The 20492-nt window shown below is 55.4% G+C and carries 20 protein-coding genes; 12 read left to right on the forward strand and 8 right to left on the reverse strand.

The window, feature by feature from the left end; genetic code table 11:
- Positions 1-61 precede the first annotated feature (61 nt).
- Together GGR95_RS03160 and folP are read left to right on the forward strand one after the other, a co-directional pair.
- Positions 62-985 carry a dihydroneopterin aldolase gene (locus GGR95_RS03160; RefSeq protein WP_184562635.1) on the forward strand — a complete coding sequence of 308 codons (924 nt, stop codon included), beginning with the start codon at positions 62-64 and terminating at the stop codon, positions 983-985.
- Positions 986-987: 2 nt separating this feature from the next.
- Complete coding sequence (gene folP, locus GGR95_RS03165) at positions 988-1992, forward strand: dihydropteroate synthase (RefSeq protein WP_184562637.1); 1005 nt, start codon at positions 988-990, stop codon at positions 1990-1992.
- Here the strand turns inward: folP and GGR95_RS03170 are convergent.
- The 3 genes from GGR95_RS03170 to ilvC form a co-directional block, all read right to left on the reverse strand.
- Positions 1976-2902, reverse strand: coding sequence for a DMT family transporter (locus tag GGR95_RS03170; protein WP_184562639.1), 927 nt, complete (start codon positions 2900-2902; stop codon positions 1976-1978). The two genes, folP and GGR95_RS03170, sit on opposite strands and share 17 nt — an antisense overlap.
- Before the next feature lie 72 nt (positions 2903-2974).
- Entirely contained in the window at positions 2975-3580 is a 606-nt protein-coding gene (locus tag GGR95_RS03175) for a GNAT family N-acetyltransferase (protein ID WP_184562641.1), read from the reverse strand.
- Between the two features lie 61 nt (positions 3581-3641).
- Entirely contained in the window at positions 3642-4664 is a 1023-nt protein-coding gene (gene ilvC, locus GGR95_RS03180; RefSeq protein ID WP_184562643.1) for a ketol-acid reductoisomerase, read from the reverse strand.
- Positions 4665-4793: 129 nt separating this feature from the next.
- On the opposite strand from ilvC, the gene GGR95_RS03185 reads away from it, so the two are divergent.
- The 5 genes from GGR95_RS03185 to GGR95_RS03205 all read left to right on the forward strand — a co-directional run bounded on the left by GGR95_RS03185 (position 4794) and on the right by GGR95_RS03205 (position 8381).
- A complete protein-coding gene (locus GGR95_RS03185; RefSeq protein ID WP_184562645.1) occupies positions 4794-5249 on the forward strand; it encodes an Lrp/AsnC family transcriptional regulator in 456 nt (151 codons plus the stop codon).
- Complete coding sequence (locus tag GGR95_RS03190; protein WP_184562647.1) at positions 5246-5707, forward strand: Lrp/AsnC ligand binding domain-containing protein; 462 nt, start codon at positions 5246-5248, stop codon at positions 5705-5707. Before GGR95_RS03185 ends, GGR95_RS03190 begins: the two co-directional genes overlap by 4 nt.
- Positions 5708-5767: 60 nt before the next feature.
- Positions 5768-6490: a GGDEF domain-containing protein gene (locus GGR95_RS03195; protein ID WP_184562649.1), complete on the forward strand. Its 723-nt coding sequence runs from the start codon at positions 5768-5770 to the stop codon at positions 6488-6490.
- Positions 6491-6602: 112 nt separating this feature from the next.
- Positions 6603-7727, forward strand: coding sequence for an aminotransferase class V-fold PLP-dependent enzyme (locus tag GGR95_RS03200; RefSeq protein ID WP_184562651.1), 1125 nt, complete (start codon positions 6603-6605; stop codon positions 7725-7727).
- Between the two features lie 93 nt (positions 7728-7820).
- On the forward strand, positions 7821-8381 hold the full coding sequence (locus GGR95_RS03205; protein ID WP_184562652.1) for a fasciclin domain-containing protein: 561 nt from the start codon (positions 7821-7823) through the stop codon (positions 8379-8381).
- A gap of 85 nt (positions 8382-8466) precedes the next feature.
- On the opposite strand, the gene GGR95_RS03210 is transcribed toward GGR95_RS03205, so the two are convergent.
- The gene (locus tag GGR95_RS03210) at positions 8467-9843 is read right to left on the reverse strand and encodes a M20/M25/M40 family metallo-hydrolase (RefSeq protein WP_184562654.1); all 1377 of its coding nucleotides are present in this window, start codon (positions 9841-9843) and stop codon (positions 8467-8469) included.
- 300 nt (positions 9844-10143) lie between these two features.
- Between GGR95_RS03210 and hemA the strand changes: the two genes are divergently transcribed.
- The 3 genes from hemA (at position 10144) to ispG (ending at position 14002) form a co-directional block, all read left to right on the forward strand.
- The gene (gene hemA / locus GGR95_RS03215) at positions 10144-11367 is read left to right on the forward strand and encodes a 5-aminolevulinate synthase (protein ID WP_184562656.1); all 1224 of its coding nucleotides are present in this window, start codon (positions 10144-10146) and stop codon (positions 11365-11367) included.
- A gap of 118 nt (positions 11368-11485) precedes the next feature.
- Entirely contained in the window at positions 11486-12763 is a 1278-nt protein-coding gene (locus tag GGR95_RS03220) for a helix-turn-helix domain-containing protein (protein WP_184562658.1), read from the forward strand.
- Positions 12764-12877: 114 nt separating this feature from the next.
- A complete protein-coding gene (ispG, locus tag GGR95_RS03225; RefSeq protein WP_184562660.1) occupies positions 12878-14002 on the forward strand; it encodes a flavodoxin-dependent (E)-4-hydroxy-3-methylbut-2-enyl-diphosphate synthase in 1125 nt (374 codons plus the stop codon).
- On the opposite strand, the gene GGR95_RS03230 is transcribed toward ispG, so the two are convergent.
- Positions 13999-15195, reverse strand: coding sequence for a UbiH/UbiF family hydroxylase (locus tag GGR95_RS03230; protein ID WP_184562662.1), 1197 nt, complete (start codon positions 15193-15195; stop codon positions 13999-14001). The genes ispG and GGR95_RS03230 overlap by 4 nt on opposite strands.
- A 9-nt stretch (positions 15196-15204) precedes the next feature.
- Entirely contained in the window at positions 15205-15852 is a 648-nt protein-coding gene (locus tag GGR95_RS03235) for a pyrimidine 5'-nucleotidase (protein WP_184562664.1), read from the reverse strand.
- Positions 15853-15958: 106 nt separating this feature from the next.
- Here GGR95_RS03235 and GGR95_RS03240 point away from each other — a divergent pair, with 106 nt between their 5' ends.
- A complete protein-coding gene (locus GGR95_RS03240) occupies positions 15959-16624 on the forward strand; it encodes a GntR family transcriptional regulator (RefSeq protein WP_184562666.1) in 666 nt (221 codons plus the stop codon).
- Here GGR95_RS03240 and GGR95_RS03245 read toward each other — a convergent pair.
- Complete coding sequence (locus tag GGR95_RS03245; RefSeq protein WP_184562668.1) at positions 16621-18498, reverse strand: glycosyltransferase; 1878 nt, start codon at positions 18496-18498, stop codon at positions 16621-16623. The genes GGR95_RS03240 and GGR95_RS03245 overlap by 4 nt on opposite strands.
- 116 nt (positions 18499-18614) lie before the next feature.
- Entirely contained in the window at positions 18615-19772 is a 1158-nt protein-coding gene (carA, locus tag GGR95_RS03250) for a glutamine-hydrolyzing carbamoyl-phosphate synthase small subunit (protein ID WP_184562670.1), read from the reverse strand.
- Between the two features lie 237 nt (positions 19773-20009).
- Here carA and GGR95_RS03255 point away from each other — a divergent pair, with 237 nt between their 5' ends.
- A complete protein-coding gene (locus tag GGR95_RS03255) occupies positions 20010-20471 on the forward strand; it encodes a GatB/YqeY domain-containing protein (RefSeq protein WP_184562672.1) in 462 nt (153 codons plus the stop codon).
- Positions 20472-20492 lie beyond the last annotated feature (21 nt).

Here is a 20492-nt window from a genome sequence, read left to right on the forward strand (position 1 = left end):
CCTCGACGGGGGGGGCGCTGCTGTATACACGCGCCATGACAATCCAGACAGGAACCCGCCGATGACTTCCGAAACAGGCCAAGCCTTTGCCCATCCATCTGATCGCGCTGCCGCCACAAGTGGCGCGGATATGCTGGACAGGATTTCGGTGCGCAATCACACCGTCGAAGTCGAGATCGGAGCATTCCAAGCCGAGCGCGGGGTGACCCAACGGATCAGCTTTAACATCGTTGTCGAAGTACAGCCCTTAAGCGGCCCGATTGACGATGATGTAGATCGCATCCTGTCTTATGACCGTGTGACCGAAGCCATCGCAACCGAGTTGGCAGTTGAACGGCTGGCGCTGCTGGAGACATTGGCCGAACGTGTGGCAGACCGAATTTTGCAAGAGCCGCAGGCGATGCGGGTTTTTGTACGGATTGAAAAGCTGGATCGCGGCCCCGCCGCATTGGGCGTTGAAGTGGTCCGCGCCCGTGACGCAACCCCAACCGCGACAGTTCCCGCCGAAGACATTCCGCATCCTGAGCTGGTTTTCCTGAGCAATGCAGCAATCGCGTCGCCCCATCTCAAAGGTTGGCTGGATCAACTGCACTCACAGGGGCGGCCCTTGGTTTTATGTGTCGGGGCATCCGATGTGGCCGCACCGCAAGTCGGGCATAAAATGGCACAACGGCGCATTGATTTGCTGGCAATTGAGCAAAACGCTTGGGTGCTGGCGGCGCGTGATGCGCGCTGTGTGGTCGTTGGCACGCGGACCGAATTGGACTGGGCTATGAAAAACGGCCAGACTTGCGTTTGGGCACCGTCCAAGATCGTGTTGGATAGTGTCGAAGCCCCATCGGCCCAGCCGCGCGATGCTGTGGCGCTTGCTGCATGGTTTGCTGCAACTTATCACGCCCGCGAAATGCTGGTGATTGGCGCTGAACTGCCGCCGCAGGCCTCGGTGCCGCTACGTGCTGTGGCTGTGGACGTCGAGACACTTTGACAATGGCGCGTGCCTATTACCGCCCGATCATAAGCTGTGATATCGCGCGACCAGAAGGGGCGGTCAGCCTTGCAAGCGGCTGGGGGTGGTTTTCGAGTGTTGAGGTTTTGCAGCGTGGCATGACGCCTGTTGTTATTCCAGCAAGCGAATTACCCGCAGCTACCCACTGCGCGCTGACACAACCACGCGGCGTGGTCGCTGAGCATCCGATGATCATGGGGATTGTGAATACAACACCAGACAGCTTTTCTGATGGCGGTCTGCATGCCGCTGCCAAAGATGCCATTGCAGGCGGATTGGCAATGGCACAGGCAGGCGCGGAAATTTTGGATATCGGCGGCGAAAGCACGCGGCCCGGTGCGCAGACTGTCGCCCATGACGAAGAAATCCGCCGTGTCGTGCCTGTCATCCATGGGCTACGCCAAGAGGGTTTCACTGGTGTTATCTCAATTGATACACGCAAAGCGGATGTGGCGCAGGCGGCTTTGGTTGCGGGGGCGAGCCTGATTAATGATGTCTCTGGCTTTACCTATGATCCCGATTTGGCGGGGGTCGCGGCCAAGGCAGATGTGCCTGTCTGTGTCATGCACGGCCCCGTGGACCCCGCCACAATGCATCTGGGTCCGCAATATGATGATGTCTTGCTGGAGGTCTATGATTTCCTTGAGGCGCGTATTGCGGCGCTCGAAGCGCAAGGCATTGCGCGGACGCGTATCATTGCAGACCCTGGTATCGGGTTTGCCAAGACGCAGGCGCATAATCTGGAACTCCTTGCGCGGCTCAGCTTGTTTCACAGTCTTGGGGTGCCTGTTCTGCTGGGGGCGTCTCGCAAGCGTTTTATCGGGACCATCGGCAATGCACCGCAGGCAGTGGACCGTATGGCGGGCTCGGTCGCGGTAGCGCTTGGCGGTATTGCCCAAGGGGCACAGATTGTGCGCGTGCATGATGTGGCCGAGACGGCGCAGGCGATAGCGCTTTGGCGTGCCAGCGTCAGCGGGACCGTTTGAAGAGACGCTGTAGCGCGCCGTATTGGCTTAGGCCGACGCCGATCAGGATCAATGTCATCGCCAAGACCAGCGAGTTCGGCAGTGCCTCGCCGAGGATCAATGCGCCAAGGACGACGGACCAGACCGGCACCTGATAGTTGACCAGTGACATAAACACAGGCCCCGCACTGCGTACCACCAACACGCGCAAGAAATTTGCACCCGCAGTTGGGACCACCCCGAGAAATACCAACACAGCCCAAACGGTCGGCGAGGGAAGGGGCGGTGGCCCCTCGACGGCCCATGCGATTGGGACGGCCAGAACAGCGCCGATGAGCAGCAGCACGGTTGCCAACCCGATGGGATGGGCGGCGGGCAATCGGCGCAGGAGGATCGAGCTGAGCGCATAGCAGCAGGCGGCGAGCACGCAAGCGATGCGGCCTGCTGTTTCAAACGTGGAGCCCGTAGACGTGAACGCCTGCGCCCCGATCAGGATTGCCACCCCGATAAAGCCGATTACAAAGCCAATGGTTTTGCGCAGATTCATCTGCTCACCCGGGATGGTGAAATGCGCCAAGGGCAGGATGATCAGCGCCACTGCGGCCATCGAGACCCCCGCGAATCCCGATGAGACAGATTGCTGTCCCCAGGCCAGCAGGCTGAACGGGACGGTTGAGCTGAGGCCGCCGATGATCACCAGATCACGTATATTGCCGCGGCTGGGTTTCTCAGCAAACAAGGGGCGCCCCATCACCTGCCAGATCACGCCCATGATCGCAGCAGCGAAAGTGACACGGGAGGCCGCAAGCCAAAAAGGCGGTATGCCACCTGCAAGGGCGACTTCGATTACCAAAAAGGTGCCTCCCCACGTCACACCAAGGATCGCAATCATGAGCCAGCTCATCGGGGTGATTTGGGGGGATGTGTTCATCAAGCCAGATAGCGGCGAAACGAAGGGAGAGGCAAGGGGCGCTGTAGACGGGATGTGGTCAATCGCCCTGTTTCATCGGCGTAGAAGGGTCCAAACCACTGCGGTGATGAGTATAGCAGCCCATATTTTAGCGACAGGGAATTGAGTGCCTCCCTTGGGTTGAACGGTTTGTATTGGGCGAGCCTGAGTATTGGGGCCATAGCGCAAAGTCTTGGACTGGTCCGTAAATCCCGCTCGACGGAACAGTGTTTCGGATTGTGTATTTCCTGCCCAAACTTGTGCCGTTAAATTATCCCACCCGCGTGTGTCTGCAATCAGCTTTGCCTTATTCAGGAGCGCATCGCCCACCTTTTTTCCACGAAAGCCGTCGAAAACATGGATGTCTAATACGCAGCCATCATGGAAGTCAGGGGCATCCTCACGCGCCCACCATGACAACAGGATGTACCCCGCCAATTCTCCCGCATCCTCTGCCACAAACAGGTTGTGACTCTCGGAGGTTGGCTCTCCCTTAGCATCAAGGAACGCATTTGAAAATTCAGGTGGAAATGAAACCTCCCAAAGGTTTTCGGGGAAGGCATAGGGCTGGCGGGAACGATGTTCCTCACAAGTTTTCATATTGGCTGCTGTAATGACGTCTAAGTAACGGCGCGGGCACGGGGAAACAGTAATACTCATAAACGAAAGAGGACCGCAAAAGCGGCCCTCCGTCAATGTTAAAGCGATGTGTGTGTGTCGCTTAGTTCTTGGATTTGTCGACCATCTTGCCAGCAGAGATCCAAGGCATCATGTCACGCAGCTTGCCGCCAACGATTTCGATCTGGTGCTCGTCGTTTGCACGACGGGACGCTTTCAGTGTTGGTTGACCAACAGAGTTTTCCAGCATGAAATCACGCACGAATTTACCGGACTGAATGTCGCTCAGAACGGCTTTCATGTTCGCCTTGGTTTCTTCGTAAGGCAAAATGCGCGGACCGGAAACATACTGGCCGTACTCGGCAGTGTTGGAGATGGAGTAATCCATGTTGGCGATGCCGCCTTCATAGATCAGGTCAACGATCAGCTTGGTTTCGTGCAGGCACTCAAAATAGGCCATTTCAGGCTCGTAGCCAGCTTCGACAAGGGTTTCAAAGCCCATGCGGATCAGCTCAACGATACCGCCACATAGAACGGCTTGTTCGCCGAACAGATCGGTTTCGCACTCTTCGCGGAAGTCGGTCTCGATGATGCCCGAGCGGCCGCCACCAATGGCGGAGCAATAGGACAGGCCGATTTCCAGCGCTTTGCCGGATGCGTTTTGGTTTACTGCAACAAGGCAAGGCACGCCGCCGCCCTTGGTGTATTCGCCGCGTACAGTGTGGCCTGGGCCTTTTGGCGCCATCATGATCACGTCGACGCCTTCTTTCGGCTCAATCAGGCCGAAGTGTACGTTAAGACCGTGGGCGAAAGCGATGGCCGCGCCTTCACGGATGTTGTCGTGTACATATTTCTTGTAGGTTTCTGCCTGAAGTTCGTCGGGCATGGTGAACATGATCACGTCGGCCCAAGCTGCGGCTTCTGCGATGCCCATAACTTCAAGGCCTTCGCCTTTGGCTTTGGCAGCGGAAGGGGAGCCTTCGCGCAGCGCAACAACGAGGTTTTTCGCGCCAGAGTCGCGCAGGTTCAACGCGTGGGCGTGGCCCTGTGAGCCGTAGCCCAGGATCGCAACTTTGGCATCCTTGATGAGGTTTACGTCGCAGTCACGGTCATAATAAACGCGCATGATTTTATCCTTTTGGTTTGATTTGAAGGCAGAATAGGGGTTTTTGCGGCGCTGGCTATTGTATTTCTGTGGTTTTGTGATGGATTATAAATAATCTAATGCGCGTATTGTCCAAATAGTGAGAAAATCATGCTTGATGAAGATGATCGGAAGTTGCTGCGTTACTGGCAAGCGGAGCCAACCCTTTCGCAAGGGGAGCTGGCAGAGCGTGCCGGCATGACCACAGGGCGTGCAACGCGGCGCATCACGCGGATGCAAGAATTGGGCGTCGTGAAGGGCGTGGGCGTGGTCATCGACTGGGGCGCGCTTGGCTATGCGGTAGAGGTATCGCTGCGGGTGACGCTGGATAAAACGCAGGGCAATGCCTTTGACGTCTTTCTAAAAGAAGCGCGGGAAGTGCCTGAAGTGATCGAAGTCCAGACGTTCTTGGGGCGAGTGGATGTGCGGCTGTCGATCATTGCCCGTGATATGGCGCATTATCAGCAGATATACCGGAGCCGGATTTTGACGCTACCGCATATTTCCGAGATTGAAGCGCTGATGCATGTGGCGCGGATCAAAACCAGTGAAGGATTGCCGCTGTGATTGAGTTGGATGCTATTGACGGCCAGTTGCTGCGGGCGTTGACGCGTGATGCAGGGCAAAGTGCGGGGGCCTTGGGGCGGCGGCTGGGGCTAAGTCAGCCCGCGACGTGGCGCAGGATCAAGCGGCTGGAAGAGGCGGGCGTGATCCATGGGCGGCAATTGCGGTTGGACGCCGAAAAACTGGGATTTGGCGTGACTGTGTTTCTGGGGGTTAAGCTGGCGCTGCGCGGACGGGTGAGCCTTGAGGATTTTGAACGTGCCGTAAGTGCGATCCCCGAAGTGCAAACAGTGGAGCATGTGCTGGGATTGTATGATTACCGCTTGCGGGTGGTGGCGCGCGATGTGTCCGACTTTGAGCGGGTTTTGCGGCGGCGGGTTATGACCTTGCCCGGTGTGGGTGATGTAGAAGCAAATGTGTTATTGAGTGAAGAGAATCTGTTGGGCCCTCTCCTTGTTTGATGGGTTATTAATGTGTTTGATGCACAGTGAGGGGGTAATATGTCTTTGGAAAGGGTATCTATGCGCCTGCTTCGTCCCCGAACAAAATTCTCTGTCTGGCTTTTTGCAGGACTGACATCTCTGATTTCAGTTGTGGTGACAGCGATTGCTGTGCCACTCACCTTTGATTTACTTGATGATGATGCTGTCTTTAAGTCTTGCTTGATTGCAATGCTTTGTGCGTTTCCAACGGCTTTGATTTTGTTTGATGGTATGCGCAAGAATGAGGAACTAAGCGCAAAATTGCAAAAATTGGTGAACCGCGACCGGCTAACCGATGTTGCAACGCGCGACTACTTCTTCCAGCGGATGGAGGAGGCGCCAGATTGTTTTGGCGTTTCTTTGATGATTGATATCGATCATTTCAAACAAGTGAATGACACTTATGGCCACCTGTTCGGGGATCGAGTGATCCACCGTGTGGCGGATGTGTTGCGAACGGCTGTGCGCAAAGAAGACATCGTGTGCCGCTTTGGTGGCGAAGAATTTGTGGTGTTTTTAGAGAAATATGACGCAGAAAGCGGCATGCGCGTTGCTGAGCGAATTCGCGAGCAAGTAGAATCCCAAGTGATGGAGCATGAGGGAATTGAAGTGCGCGTGACAGTTTCCATTGGAGGCGCACTTAAGGACGGGGTAAGTGAGATTGAGAAATCCATTCAGGACGCCGATGAAGCACTGTATGTAGCCAAGTCAGAAGGGCGCAACCGCACTGTTTTTCATAACATGCGCAAAGCAGCTAAATAGGCGCGCCATTCTTTTTCCAGCGGCATGAAGCGATAGCAGGTTTCTGAACCAGGAATTTTGGCTTTGCACATGATTGGTCCACGCTTTACCAAGATCAAAAGCGGAGGAATTTATGGCACTTTTACCAGATGTAGACCCAAACGGACTTGAAGAATTTTCTGTGGTATTCACGGACCGTTCCCTCAATTCAATGAGTGGGGCCTTTCAGCAAGTTATGCGGGACATTCACGCTATGCTGTGTGACGTCTATGGCGCGACCTCTGCGGTGGTGGTGCCAGGTGGCGGGTCCTACGGGATGGAAGCCGTTGCACGGCAATTTGCGCAAGGGCGTGATGTATTGGTTGTCCGCAATGGCTGGTTTTCCTATCGCTGGAGCCAGATCATTGAGACAGGCGGGCTGACAGCCAGCGCAACCGTGATGAAAGCGCGTGCGCAGGGCAATGCCGCACCCGCGCCTTTTGCGCCTGCGCCGATTGAAGATGTGGTAGAAGCGATCCGCAGTCAGAAACCACAAGTGGTTTTTGCCCCGCATGTCGAAACGTCGGCAGGGGTGATCCTACCCGATGACTATATCACTGCCATGGCCACAGCGGCGCATGAAGTGGGTGCATTGATGGTGTTGGATTGTATCGCATCGGGCTGTGCTTGGGTGGATATGGGCGCACTTGGTGTCGATGTGTTGATTTCGGCCCCTCAAAAAGGGTGGAGCGCACAACCCTGTGCAGGGTTGGTCATGCTGTCTGAACGCGGTGTAGCGCGCTTGGCAGAAACAAAGTCAGACAGCTTTTCACTGGATCTGGGGAAATGGCATGCGATTATGCAAGCCTATCTGGACGGAGGCCATGCCTATCACGCAACGATGCCAACAGATGCGTTGCGTGTGTTCCGCGACACGATGCTTGAAACCAAAGAATATGGGTTCGACCGTCTGAGAGAAGCGCAGTGGAAGCTGGGTGATGGTGTGCGGGCCATGATGTCAGACAAGGGCGTGAAATCAGTTGCGGCTGACGGCTTTGGCGCGCCCGGTGTTGTGGTGTGCTATACAGACGATGAAGATGTGAAATCAGGCAAGGCTTTTGCCGCGCATGGTATGCAGATCGCGGCAGGGGTGCCTTTGCAAGTGGGAGAGCCTGATAGCTTTAGCACCTTCCGTTTGGGGCTGTTCGGCTTGGACAAACTCTATGACGTCGAGGGCACATTGGGCCGCCTGAAAGCCGTCGCTGACAAAGTTTTGTAAAAAAATCATCTTTCCTGAAACTCCTCGGTCACATCCTTCGTGACTGGGGGGAAGCCGGTTAATACGACCGGTTAAACCAGAGGAAAGATACTCATGTTTACCAAAACTCTTTTTGCCGCCACAGCCCTGTCCCTGACCACAACTTTTGCTTTTGCTGATGGTCAGGCCATGAACCCAGAAGTAGGCGGCGCCGCGATGTTGGCTGATAAGAACATCATCGAAAACGCTGTGAACTCCCCCATCCACACCACGCTGGTTGCTGCTGTGAAAGCTGCCGGTCTGGTGGACACGCTGCAAGGCGAAGGCCCGTTCACTGTATTTGCCCCAACAGACGAAGCCTTTGCTGCGCTGCCAGAAGGCACCGTTGAGACGGTTCTGAAGCCAGAGAACAAAGAGTTGCTGACAAAAATCCTGACCTGCCACGTGGTTGGTGCGGATGCGATGTCAGAAGCGATCAACGGTATGATTTCCGATGATGGCGGCATGCACATTGTGCCAACGCTGGGCGGGTGTAACCTCGAAGCGCGTATGGACGGCGAGATGATCACGCTGACAGATGAGAATGGCACCAAAGCCACCGTTACAATTGCTGACGTAAAGCAATCTAATGGCGTGATCCACGTCATCGACGCGGTTATGTTGCCGAAATCTTAATAAGTACCCGTCGCTGACGAGAACGGCCCGCGCAGGGAATTCTGCGCGGGCCGTTTTGTGTTTTGCGGTGTTTGACAAGGATCGCTTAGGTGATCGCGTCCAGAATACGCGCCCATGAGCGGATGCCTTTGTGAAAGCTCTCCATGTCGTATTTCTCATTTGGGGAATGGATTTGATCATCGTCTTTGCCAAAGCCGATCAGCATGGGCGTTGTGTTCAAAATCTTCTGAAAATGCCCCGCAATCGGGATGGAGCCACCGCAGCCGACATAAGCGGCAGGGACTTGCCATTCGTCTGTCAGTGCTTTGAGGGCTTGTGCAAATGCGGGCGCATCGGTGGAAACACCTGATGCGCGGCTGGCGCCGTGGCTTTTCCATTCTACCGTACAATCGGCAGGCAGCATGTCTTCTACCATTTTGCGGAAACTCTCGCGGATTGCCAACGGGTCTTGGTCGCCCACAAGGCGGAAGGAAATCTTGGCGCTGGCCTGTGAAGGCAGGACGGTTTTAAAGCCGTCGCCTTGATAGCCGCCGCCGATGCCGTTGACTTCGCAGGTGGGGCGCGACCAGATCATTTCCAGTGGTGTGCGGTCTTGTTCGCCTGCGGGATCAGACAGGCCGACATCGCCTAGGAATTTGGAGTGGTCAAAGGCCAAACCCTGCCATTGTGCCTCAAGTTCATCGCTGAGCTCTGGAACGCCGTCATAAAAGCCTGGGACGGTGATGCGCCCTGTATCGTCGTGCAAGGATGCGATGATGCGCGACAAAACGCGCACTGGGTTCATCGCGATGCCACCGAACATGCCCGAGTGCAGGTCTTTTTCCGGCGCGGTGATGGTGAGTTCTTCGCCCAGTAATCCGCGTAGCATAGTCACGATAGAGGGAGTGCGGCTTTCAAACATGCCGGTGTCACAGATCATCGCAAAATCGGCGCGCAACTCGTCTGCGTGTTCTTTCATGAAAGGCACCAATGAGGGGGAACCTGATTCCTCTTCACCCTCAAAGAAAAAGGTGATGCGGCAGGGCCATTCGCCCTCTACTTCTTTCCAAGCACGGAACGCTTCGAGAAAGGTCATCAGCTGGCCTTTGTCATCGGATGCGCCGCGGCCACGGATTACCTTGCCGTTTGCAGTATCCTCAATCGCGGGGTCAAACGGATCGCGGTCCCATAGGTTAAGTGGATCAACAGGCTGCACATCGTAATGTCCGTAAAACAGGATATGTGGCTTGCCGTTTTCTGGGCCAACATGGCCCACAACCATCGGATGTCCCGGTGTCGGGCGCTTTTGTGCGTCGATGCCAAGGCTTTGTAGATCAGCCACAAGCCAGTCAGCGGCCTGTTGGCAATCCTCTTTGAACGCGGGATCGGTTGAGATTGACTTGATCCGCAAAAGATCAAGCAGGCGTTCTGTGGCTGCGGGCAGATCTTTGTCAATCTGGGCAAGGACGGCGTCTAGGGACATGAGGGGCTCCTGATGGGGTGGAATTTTCGCAGACCCTAACACGGCATTGGCTCTTGTCCAGCCAAGGCGACCGACTGCCTGCAATGTTTAAGAGAGAGGTCAAAGTTCGGGCATTTTGCTCATGATCGCCGCCAGAAATCAACGGATTCGAGGGCCAATTCCCTGTGTTGCGATCCAAGGCAGCAGGGGGCTGCGACAAAGCGTGCACCTCCGAGCCATTGATCCGCGTGCATTATAGGTCTATCGGAACATGAAAATCAGTAAAGCACCAGCGCGGTGCCAGCGATGACGGAGATGCGCATGACCTATTCGGAACAGCTTGATAAGGCGATTGAACGCCTGCACGACGAAGGCCGCTATCGCACATTCATCGACATCGAACGCCGCAATGGCAATTTCCCTCATGCGGTTTGGACCAAGCCTGACGGCAGCGAAAACGATATCACCGTTTGGTGTGGCAATGATTATCTGGGTATGGGCCAGCACCCTGTTGTGCTTGCGGCTATGCACGAAGCGATTGATGCCACAGGCGCAGGCTCTGGCGGGACGCGCAACATCTCTGGCACAACCGTTTATCATAAACGGCTTGAAGCAGAGTTGGCGGATTTGCACGGCAAAGAATCAGCGCTGGTGTTTACCTCGGCCTATATCGCAAATGATGCCACGCTTAGCACGCTGCCCAAACTGTTCCCCGGCCTGATTATTTATTCGGATGAGCGTAACCACGCTTCGATGATCGAGGGCGTGCGTCGCAATGGTGGTGCCAAGCGCATTTTTCGCCACAATGATCTGGCGCATCTGCGTGAATTGCTGGAAGCAGATGACAGCGATGCGCCCAAGCTGATCGCGTTTGAATCGATCTATTCCATGGACGGTGATTTTGGCCCCATTGAAGAAATTTGTGACCTTGCGGATGAATTTGGCGCATTGACCTATATCGACGAAGTGCATGCTGTCGGCATGTATGGTGCGCGCGGGGCAGGGGTGGCCGAACGCGACCGCCTGATGCACCGTTTGGACATCATCAACGGCACTTTGGCCAAAGCATACGGCGTGATGGGCGGCTATATCGCGGCCTCTGCGAAAATGTGCGACGCGATCCGATCTTATGCGCCCGGATTTATCTTTACCACATCAATTCCACCCGCCATTGCGGCAGGTGCTGCGGCCTCCGTTGCTTTCTTGAAACGCGCCCCCGAGCTGCGCGAAAAGCATCAGCAACAGGCTAAGGCATTGAAGTTGCGGCTCAAAGGGTTGGGCTTGCCGATCATTGATCACGGCAGCCATATTGTTCCCGTTATCGTAGGCAACCCAGTGCATACTAAATTGCTGTCGGACATGTTGCTGGAAGAACATGGCATCTATGTTCAACCGATCAATTTCCCAACGGTGCCTCGCGGCACAGAGCGGTTGCGGTTTACGCCGTCCCCTGTGCACGGCCCGCGTGAGATGGATGCGCTTGTGACCGCAATGGACGGACTATGGGCGCATTGTGCGCTGAATCGTGCCGAAGCTGCGGGATAAATCGTCAACATCTCGCTAAAAAGATTGCGCTATGGTAGAAATTTCACAACAAAGAGAAGAGGCGAATCAATAGATATTCGCTGGGGCATGTGATTTTCAAGAGGACGATAGCATAGGCATGATCGGGCGTTGGGTCTCTAGAGGCGTGAAACAAGAAGCGGTTGAAACTTCGGGTTTCGACGCGTTTGAACTGCGTCTGGGTGATTTAATGCGCGGCGAACGTGCTACGCTTGGAAAATCCTTGTTGGACGTTCAGCGTGAACTCCGTATTAAAGCTGGCTACATCGCTGCGATCGAAAACGCCGACCCTGATGCCTTTGATACGCCGGGTTTCATCGCAGGTTATGTGCGGTCCTATGCGCGCTACCTCAACATGGACCCTGACAAAGCCTTTGCCGCATTTTGCAAAGAGAGCGGCTTTAGTGTTGCGCATGGCATGTCTGCCGAAGCCTCTGTTGTTAAAAAGCCAACCCGCGAAGAGCGTCTGACCCGTCAGGGGGAAGGCGACATCTTTTCACGGCCTGTCATGCCTTTCGCTCCCAGCGGTAATTCGTTTATGTCGCGGATTGAGCCTGCGGCCATCGGTTCAACCTTGGTTCTTGTGGCTTTGATCAGCGCCATTGGTTTTGGCGGATGGACAGTGCTCAAAGAAGTGCAGCGTGTACAGGTTTCTCCTGTGGATCAGACTCCTGTTGTCTTGTCAGACCTTGATCCTTTGGAAGCAAACGCTCCGACCCGACAACTCTTGGGGGGCGGTGTGACTGCGCCTGTTGCACTGAATGATACCCCGCGTGTCGAAGCCTTGGACCGTTTGTACCGTCCTGCCGCATTGGATGTGCCTGTTTTGATCGCCCGCGATGCGCCGATTGCGTCTTTGGACCCGCGCACAAGCGGCCTGTTCGAAACGAACGCGACGGTTTCGCGACCGCAAGTTGAGTCTTCTGACAGCTTGTTTGCAGGCGCGATTGACGGTGCCCTTGCCGAAGCACTGGGCGGTGGCGCAGTTGCTACTGCCAGTCTGAGTGTCCCGCAGGTTCACGCCGGACCCGCGCCAGCGGTGCAGGTTGTTGCCACAGGTGAGACATGGGTGCGGGTGACTGCTGCTGATGGAACAAACATCTTTGAAAAAGTCATGCAAAAGGGCGACACATTTGATGTGCCTGCGTTGGAAGACGCGCCCTTGTTGCGTACAGGCCAAAGTGGTGCTGTGTATTTCGTGATGAATGGTGAATTCTTCGGCCCTGTCGGCGGACGCGGTAGCGTGACATCCAACGTGCCGTTGCAACAGCAGGCGCTGGCTGAGCTTTATGAGCCAGCACAGCCAGGCAATGACAGCGCACTTGAGACGCTTGTGGCAGAACTGCGTGCCGTTGCGCCACTGCCCATCACTGATTAACCAATCTACGCTACTGGTTTATCGCCAATCCTAAGATATCAGACAGCTTTTCATTGCAGACACGCGATTGCGTGACTAGGTAAGGCATGTCCGAAGTGTACTAGTGAGGCCGACATGTCGCTCAACCATATCCGTCCATGGCGCAACATCTATCGCCGTAAATCGCGCCAGATCATGGTGGGGAATGTGCCTGTAGGGGGCGATGCACCGATCACAGTACAGACGATGACAAACACGCTGACGACTGACGCACGTGCAACCATCGTGCAAATTCAGGCCGCGGCTGAAGCGGGCGCGGATATTGTGCGGGTTTCGGTGCCGGATATTGAAAGCTCCAAGGCGCTGAAGGAAATCGTGCGTGAAAGCCCCGTGCCGATCGTCGCTGACATCCATTTCCATTACAAACGCGGGATCGAAGCCGCCGAAGCTGGTGCCGCGTGTCTACGGATCAATCCGGGCAACATTGGTGACGAAAAACGCGTCAAAGAAGTGATCAAAGCCGCACGCGACAACAATTGCTCAATCCGTATCGGTGTGAACGCGGGGTCGCTTGAAAAGCACCTGTTGGAAAAATACGGTGAGCCATGTCCCGATGCGATGGTTGAGTCCGGTTTGGATCATATCAAAATTCTGCAAGACAACGATTTCCATGAATTCAAGATCAGCTGCAAAGCCTCGGATGTATTTATGGCGGCAGCCGCCTATCAACAACTGGCCGAGGCCACGGATGCACCGATCCATCTGGGAATCACCGAAGCAGGCGGGTTGATCTCTGGCACAGTTAAATCTGCCATCGGCATGGGCAACCTGCTGTGGATGGGCATTGGCGATACAATCCGCGTATCGCTCTCTGCTGATCCGGTGGAAGAAGTGAAGATGGGTTTTGAAATCCTCAAATCCCTTGGTCTGCGCCACCGTGGTGTGAACATTATTTCTTGCCCGTCCTGTGCGCGGCAAGGCTTTGACGTGATCAAAACTGTTGAGGCGTTGGAAAAGCGGCTGGAACATATCAAAACCCCCATGAGCCTAAGTATCATCGGGTGTGTGGTGAATGGCCCGGGCGAGGCGCTGATGACGGATGTGGGGTTCACTGGTGGTGGTGCGGGTTCTGGCATGGTTTATCTGGCGGGCAAGCAAAGCCACAAGTTAGACAACTCAAAAATGGTCGACCATATCGTCGAACAGGTTGAGGAGCGCGCGGCAAAGTTGGAAGCGGAAAAGGCAGCGCAAGACGCTTAACGCATCCCCAATCCCATTTGCATCAACATCTTCCGCACAGGCGCAGCCCCATAGAGGGCGCTTAGCCCCGCTGCGCGGGCGTCGCGGGCGATTGTCCCGCTGGCTTGGCTTGCGCGGTTCAACAGATCAATCCCGCGCACCCGCAGCGTTATGTCGCTGTAACGTGCCTTGTGATAGGCCTCTAGCATCGTCGCATCTCCCAAACCCTCAGGGCGTGCTTGGGCAAGATCCAGCAGGGTTGTGATATCAGTGAGCGACATGTTCAGCCCTTGCGCGCCAATCGGCGGCATCACATGGGCGGCCTCCGCGATCAGCGCCACACGTTCGGCATTCAGGCGGTCCGCGTGTTGGGTGATGATCGGCCATGCCTGACGGGGGCTGACCAAGGTGAGTGGGCCGAAGTGGTTGCAAGAACGAATGGTCGCGGCCTCTTCAAACATGGTCACCTCCATATCGAGGCGTTCTTGGGCAAGACGACCATCATCCATCCACACCACCGCCGAACAAGGCATGCCGTTGTGATCGGGCAGGGGGACAAGGGTAAATGGCCCGCCAGTGCGGTGAATTTCGGTTGAGACGTTTGCATGGGGCGTCGGGTGGGTCACCGCAAAGACCAAGGCCTTTTGCCCATAGCGTTTGGTTGTCACCGCAATACCAGAGGCTTCGCGCATGGGCGACGTGCGCCCGTCAGCTGCAATCACCAGCTTTGTATCGATCCGCGTACCATCGCTGAGCGTCACCTTGGCAGCGCTGTCGCGTGTGAACAGCCGTGTGGTACTGACGCCGGCGCTGAAATCAACATTATCCAGCAGCGCCAGCCGTAGCAAAATTTCACGTCGCAGCACCCAGTTGGGAAAATTCCAGCCAAAGGGCTGATCCGAAATTTCGGTGGCGTCGAATTCTTTGGTGACGCGGGGTTCTGCCTCGGAGCCGCCTGCATCAATGATACGCATGACCTGTAAGGGCGCGGCAAGAGGGGCCAGCGCCTCCCATAGGCCAGCGCGCTCTAACAGTAGTCGCGCAGGTTGCAGCATCGCGGTTGAGCGCAAATCGGCCCCTTTCGCTGTGCCATCTGTAACTGGGGGCATTGGATCGACGCAGATCACTTTGAAACCCGCCGTGCCAAATGCGGCAGCAGCGGTAAGGCCCGCAATGCCACCGCCAGAAATCAGAATGTCACAGCTATCGGTCATGGGAACGTCCTATTTCACCAGATTTTGCAGGAATGAAGATAGGTCATTTGTATGAAATTGCACATGCGGCACCTCGGCGCGCAAAGGGGCCACGTGAACAGTACGCATGCCCAGTTCGTGAGGCACAGCCAGATTACGCGGATCATCCTCAAACATCGCTGCCGTGGTTGGGGTGAGATTATCTTGCCCAAAAATGCTATCAAAGGCAGCGCGTTCGGGTTTGGGCAAGAAACCTGCATGCTCTACCCCGTAAACGGCGTCAAACAATCCGGACAGGCCGCGTGCCGCTAAAACACGCTCTGCGTAGGGGGCGCAGCCGTTGGTATAGATGATCCGTCGGCCGGGTAGGGCGCGGATGGCATCGGCAAGGACGGGATCAGGCGTGAGGCTGTCCATCGAGATGTCATGCACATCCACCAGATAAGGTTCCGGATCGACGTCGTGTTCGCGCATCAGCCCCGCCAAAGTGGTGCCATGCGTGTGCCAATAATGCGCGCGCAGACGGTCGGCTTCGGCGTGATCCACGCCGAGCGCTTCCATCACCCAAGCCGTCATGCGGACTTCGATCAGGTCGAACAGACGCGCTTCGGGGGGATAGAGTGTATTATCAAGGTCGAAGACCCAAGTGGAGACATGTGAAAAAGCATTTTGAGGCATGGCGTTGTGGTAGGCGCGGCAGAGCACAGGCGCAAGGGGCGATCAAGGGTAGGCGCGCAAGCAGTCTGGCGCTAAGGTGGCGCAAACATTTATGAAAGGGCCGTTTATGCCCCCCGCTACTGCCCCCTCACGTCCTGCCAATACGGACGCATACTCGATGATCCTTGATGCGATTGACACGGGTACCTACCGCCCCGGGGACCGTTTGGTCGAGAGCGAGTTGGCGGAACGTTTCGGGGTGTCGCGCACGCCTGTTCGCGAAGCTTTACAACGGCTTGAGACGCAATCCTTGCTGGTGCGCGATGGGCGTAGCTTGATTGTGGCCTCGCTAGATCATAACCAGATGGCTGAACTATATGTGGTGCGCGGAGAACTTGAGGGTCTTGCTGCGCGGCTTGCTGCGCGTAACGCAACAGAGGAAGAAGTGCGCCTGCTACGCGAGATGGTCGAGGCAGACAATGCGTTGAAAGATAACCCCGCCGCATTGGCGCGGGCGAACAAACGGTTCCACAAGCAGATTCATCTTGCCTCGCACAATCGTTTTCTGGTGCAACAGTTAGACCTTGTGCATCGGTCTATGGCGCTGATGGCAACAACATCTCTTGCTGTACAGGGGCGCGGCGCGCATGCCCAACAAGAGCATGATCTGATTGTCTCTGCAATTGAGGCACGAGATGGAGATGCTGCGGATGCGGCCCTGCGTGCCCATATTTCAGTGGCTTTCACCACACGCCTCAAACAAGAAGCAGCACGGCGCGAAGCCGAAAGCTAGGTCTGGGATTTGACGATGCCATGTTCGGTTTTGTCCCAGTAAAAGGGCTGAAAAATCAGCTCCTTAATTGCTTTGTAAGCCGCAAGGGCAGCCAAAGGATAATAGAAAGGCAGCGACAGGACATAGATCATCAAGTGTCTGTGTTCTTGTCGCGATACCGCAAACATCGAGATCATCAGATTGATCGTTTCGGATATAACAAAAAAGAAGATTAAAAAGATCGTAAAGGGCATGCCAAGGGTTGTGGTGATTGGATGCTCAATCCCTGCCAGTGTGATCCAGAAAGACCATAAAAGGGGTGCACAGGCAAATTGTGTAAATGTCGCCAGAAGCAGCGTTTGTACGCCCATAAACCGAATAAAGCCCAACTCCCGCATCAAAGTGGCTGGGGATCGCATGTGCACAAGCCACGTGATTAAGAACCCCTTCAGCCACCGCGAGCGTTGTTTGACCCATGGCCATGGTTTGCAGTTTGCTTCCTCATAGGTGACGGTCGGGATCAATTCGGTCACATAACCTTGCCGTGCCAGACGCACCCCAAGGTCCGCGTCTTCTGTCACGTTATGGGCATCCCAACCGCAGACGTCTTCTAGGATATTGCGGCGGAAAAACAGGGTTGTACCCCCCAGCGGAATGACCAAGCCCAGATGCGCCACACCAGGTAGCACCATACGCCACCATGTTGCATATTCGATCGTAAAACAACGTGAGAGCCAGTTGGTTCTGGGGTTATAGTAATCCAGAACCCCTTGCAGACAGGCGACATTTTCGGGAGCGTCTTGGAAACGGGCCACGACTTTTTCAATTTGATCGCTCTGCGGGGCGTCTTCCGCATCCCAGACGCCAATGATTGATCCACGGCAAAAATTTAGCGCGTAATTCAATGCACGAGGTTTGGTTTTCAGGTTATCGGCGCAAGGAACATGGATTATTTTTATCCAGCTGGGCAACTGTGTTCGAGAAAGGGTGTCGCGGGTTACAGTATCGTCTGCTTCCAGCACGAGAACAACTTCTAGCTGTGATTTCGGATAGGTGAGACGTGTCAGCCGTTCTATCAATTTGCCTGCAATTTCTTCCTCTTTCAGCAAGGGCACGAGCATTGATACTTTGGGGAGAGGGTAGATTTTCTGAGATGCTATGGCTGGTACAGGGGTCTTGAGCACACCTTGTGACAATCGTGCGATAAAAGCTGCCAGCTTGAGTGTGGTGCTCATCGCTAAAGTGATACAGGCAAACAGCATTGCGATTGTGATGGTCCATGCCGGGGCAAACAACAGTGCAGCAATGAGCGCCACACATAGGGCAATTGCAACGGGTTTGCGCAACGCTGAGTCAGGATTCCAGCTTCGGCAGCTTTGTGTTGCAGGGACTGATGTGGCTGCCGAACTGGCCAGTTCGGTCCCATATAGGATGCCAGTATGCTCTCTGATTTGTTGCTCATCTACCAAAACGGGGAGCAGTTTTCGCCCCTTTTTTCCCATGCAAGCTCGCAATCGGTGAAAATCGTCGGGATGGCTGGTTGCGACCATCAACAGATTACCCACCTTGAGCCACGGCACACAGCGATAGGTGAGGCAGAGGCTTGCCGGAAGCATGCGGTTTAACGAGGGGGCGGGGGGATCGACGTTTAGATCGGCAATAGGGATGTTCTGCTGACGGGACAGAATCTGCAATATCTGAAGCGGCGTCGCTAAACCTTCGGCAATCAATATCTCGCCCAAGGGCGCTTCAACGTGGCGCTGTAGGTTGAGGGCGTGAACCAGAGCGTTCTGAGAAATGATGCCAGCGTCGACCATCATCCGGCCAAATGGCTTCCACTCGGGCAGGACGGTCGCAGCTTGAGGATCGGGAAGCCGCAGGAAGGGGTCGCTCATAAAAGGCCAACCTAAAATCAATACCAATTGGGGGCACGATTTCAGGTTAGCCTTAAATTTGTGTTAATTCGAAAAGTGTCGTGGTGCAGGGCCTCGTTTGATGAGGCCTAAAAGCATCAGCTGCGCGCTGCCATGGCCTCTGCAAACCGCTCAAACAAATAGTAGCTGTCTTGCGGACCAGGGGAGGCCTCTGGGTGGTGCTGAACCGAATAGACTGGACGCCCTTCCATGCGGATGCCGCAGTTAGAGCCATCAAAGAGCGAGCGGTGCGTCTCTACCACGCCAGTCGGTAACGTCTGGGCATCTACGGCAAAGCCATGGTTCATCGAGGTGATTTCCACCTTGCCGGTTTCCATGTCTTTTACAGGGTGGTTGGCGCCGTGGTGTCCATGACTCATTTTCACAGTGCGGCCGCCCAGTGCCAGTGCAAGCATCTGGTGACCAAGGCAAATCCCGAAAACAGGTAGGTCTGATTTTTCCAGAACATCTTTGATCATAGGGACAGCATAAGCGCCCGTCGCAGCCGGATCGCCAGGGCCATTGGACAGGAAAACCCCGTCAGGCTGATGGGCCATGATGTCATCATAGGTTGCTGTGGCAGGCAAAACGGTGATGTCGCAACCCGCAGAAGCAAGGCAGCGCAAGATGTTGCGCTTGGCGCCGTAGTCGATTGCGACCACCTTGTGTTTGGGGGCGGTTTGTGGGGCGTAGCCGTCGGGCCATGCCCACCGCATTTCGTTCCATTGGTACGATTGCGCACAGGTTACATCTTTGGCCAAATCCATGCCTTCCAAACCTGTAAATCCCCGCGCTGCGGCGACCAGAGCAGCAACGTCAAATTCGCCGTCAGGGTTGTGGGCCAGCGCCGCGTGGGGTGCGCCTTGTTGGCGGATGGCGCGTGTCAGGCGACGTGTGTCAATGCCGCCAATGGCGATGCGCCCGCGTGAGGCCAGCCATGTTGACAGGTCTTGAACTGTGCGCCAGCTGCTGGGGTCTGTTGGCATCCATTTAACAACCATCCCCGAGGCAACGGGATCAGCCGTTTCATCATCTTCGGGTGTGGTGCCAGTGTTGCCGATGTGGGGAAAGGTGAATGTCACGATCTGGCCTGCATAAGACGGGTCAGTCATGATTTCCTGATAGCCCGTCATCGCTGTGTTAAAGCAGAGTTCAGCCACGGTCTGACCTGTCGCCCCAAACCCCATGCCGTAAAAGACAGATCCATCAGCAAGTGCAAGACAGGCTGTTGGTTTGGCGGGTGCAGCGATGGCCATGGGGAAAATCCTTTTGGGGGAGGGGCCGACAAGCGGTCCGAAACATTGATGAGGTGTGATGTGCGACAGGCGGCAAACGGATGCAACCTATAGCGACCCCGAGGGAGGGTCAAGATTTGCTGATAAATGAAATAGTGTTTATAAACAGCGAGTTGTCCGCGATCTATTCGCATTGCAACTGGGCGCGCTATTGAGTAGGCTCTGCGCTCTTGGATAGACCAGCTTTAAGGGCATAATATGGATCTGCGGACACGCATCAGTACAGACCTCAAACAAGCGATGAAAGACAAAGCTGCGGAGCGTTTGTCGACCTTGCGGCTTGTGAATGCGGCGATCAAGGACAAGGATATCGCCGCACGCGCCGAAGGCAATGACGATGGCGTCGCAGAACCAGAAGTTCTTGCGATTCTTGGCAAAATGGCCAAGCAGCGGCTGGAATCCGCACGTGCATATGAGGAAGGCGGGCGCCTTGATCTGGCAGAGCGGGAACGCTCGGAGATTGCTGTGATCGAAGAATTTTTGCCACGTCAGCTGGATGAAAAAGAAAGCACGGCAGCGGTCGAAGCCGCAGTGGCAGAAGTGGGTGCAACATCTATCCGCGACATGGGTAAGGTGATGGGCGTCCTAAAAGCCAAATACACGGGCCAGATGGATTTTGGCCGCGTGGGACCACTGCTCAAAGACCGCCTGTCAAATTAGGGCCGTCTAGAATGATCCAGT

It is taken from the genome of Sulfitobacter undariae (genome assembly GCF_014196805.1).
GTDB lineage: Bacteria > Pseudomonadota > Alphaproteobacteria > Rhodobacterales > Rhodobacteraceae > Sulfitobacter > Sulfitobacter undariae.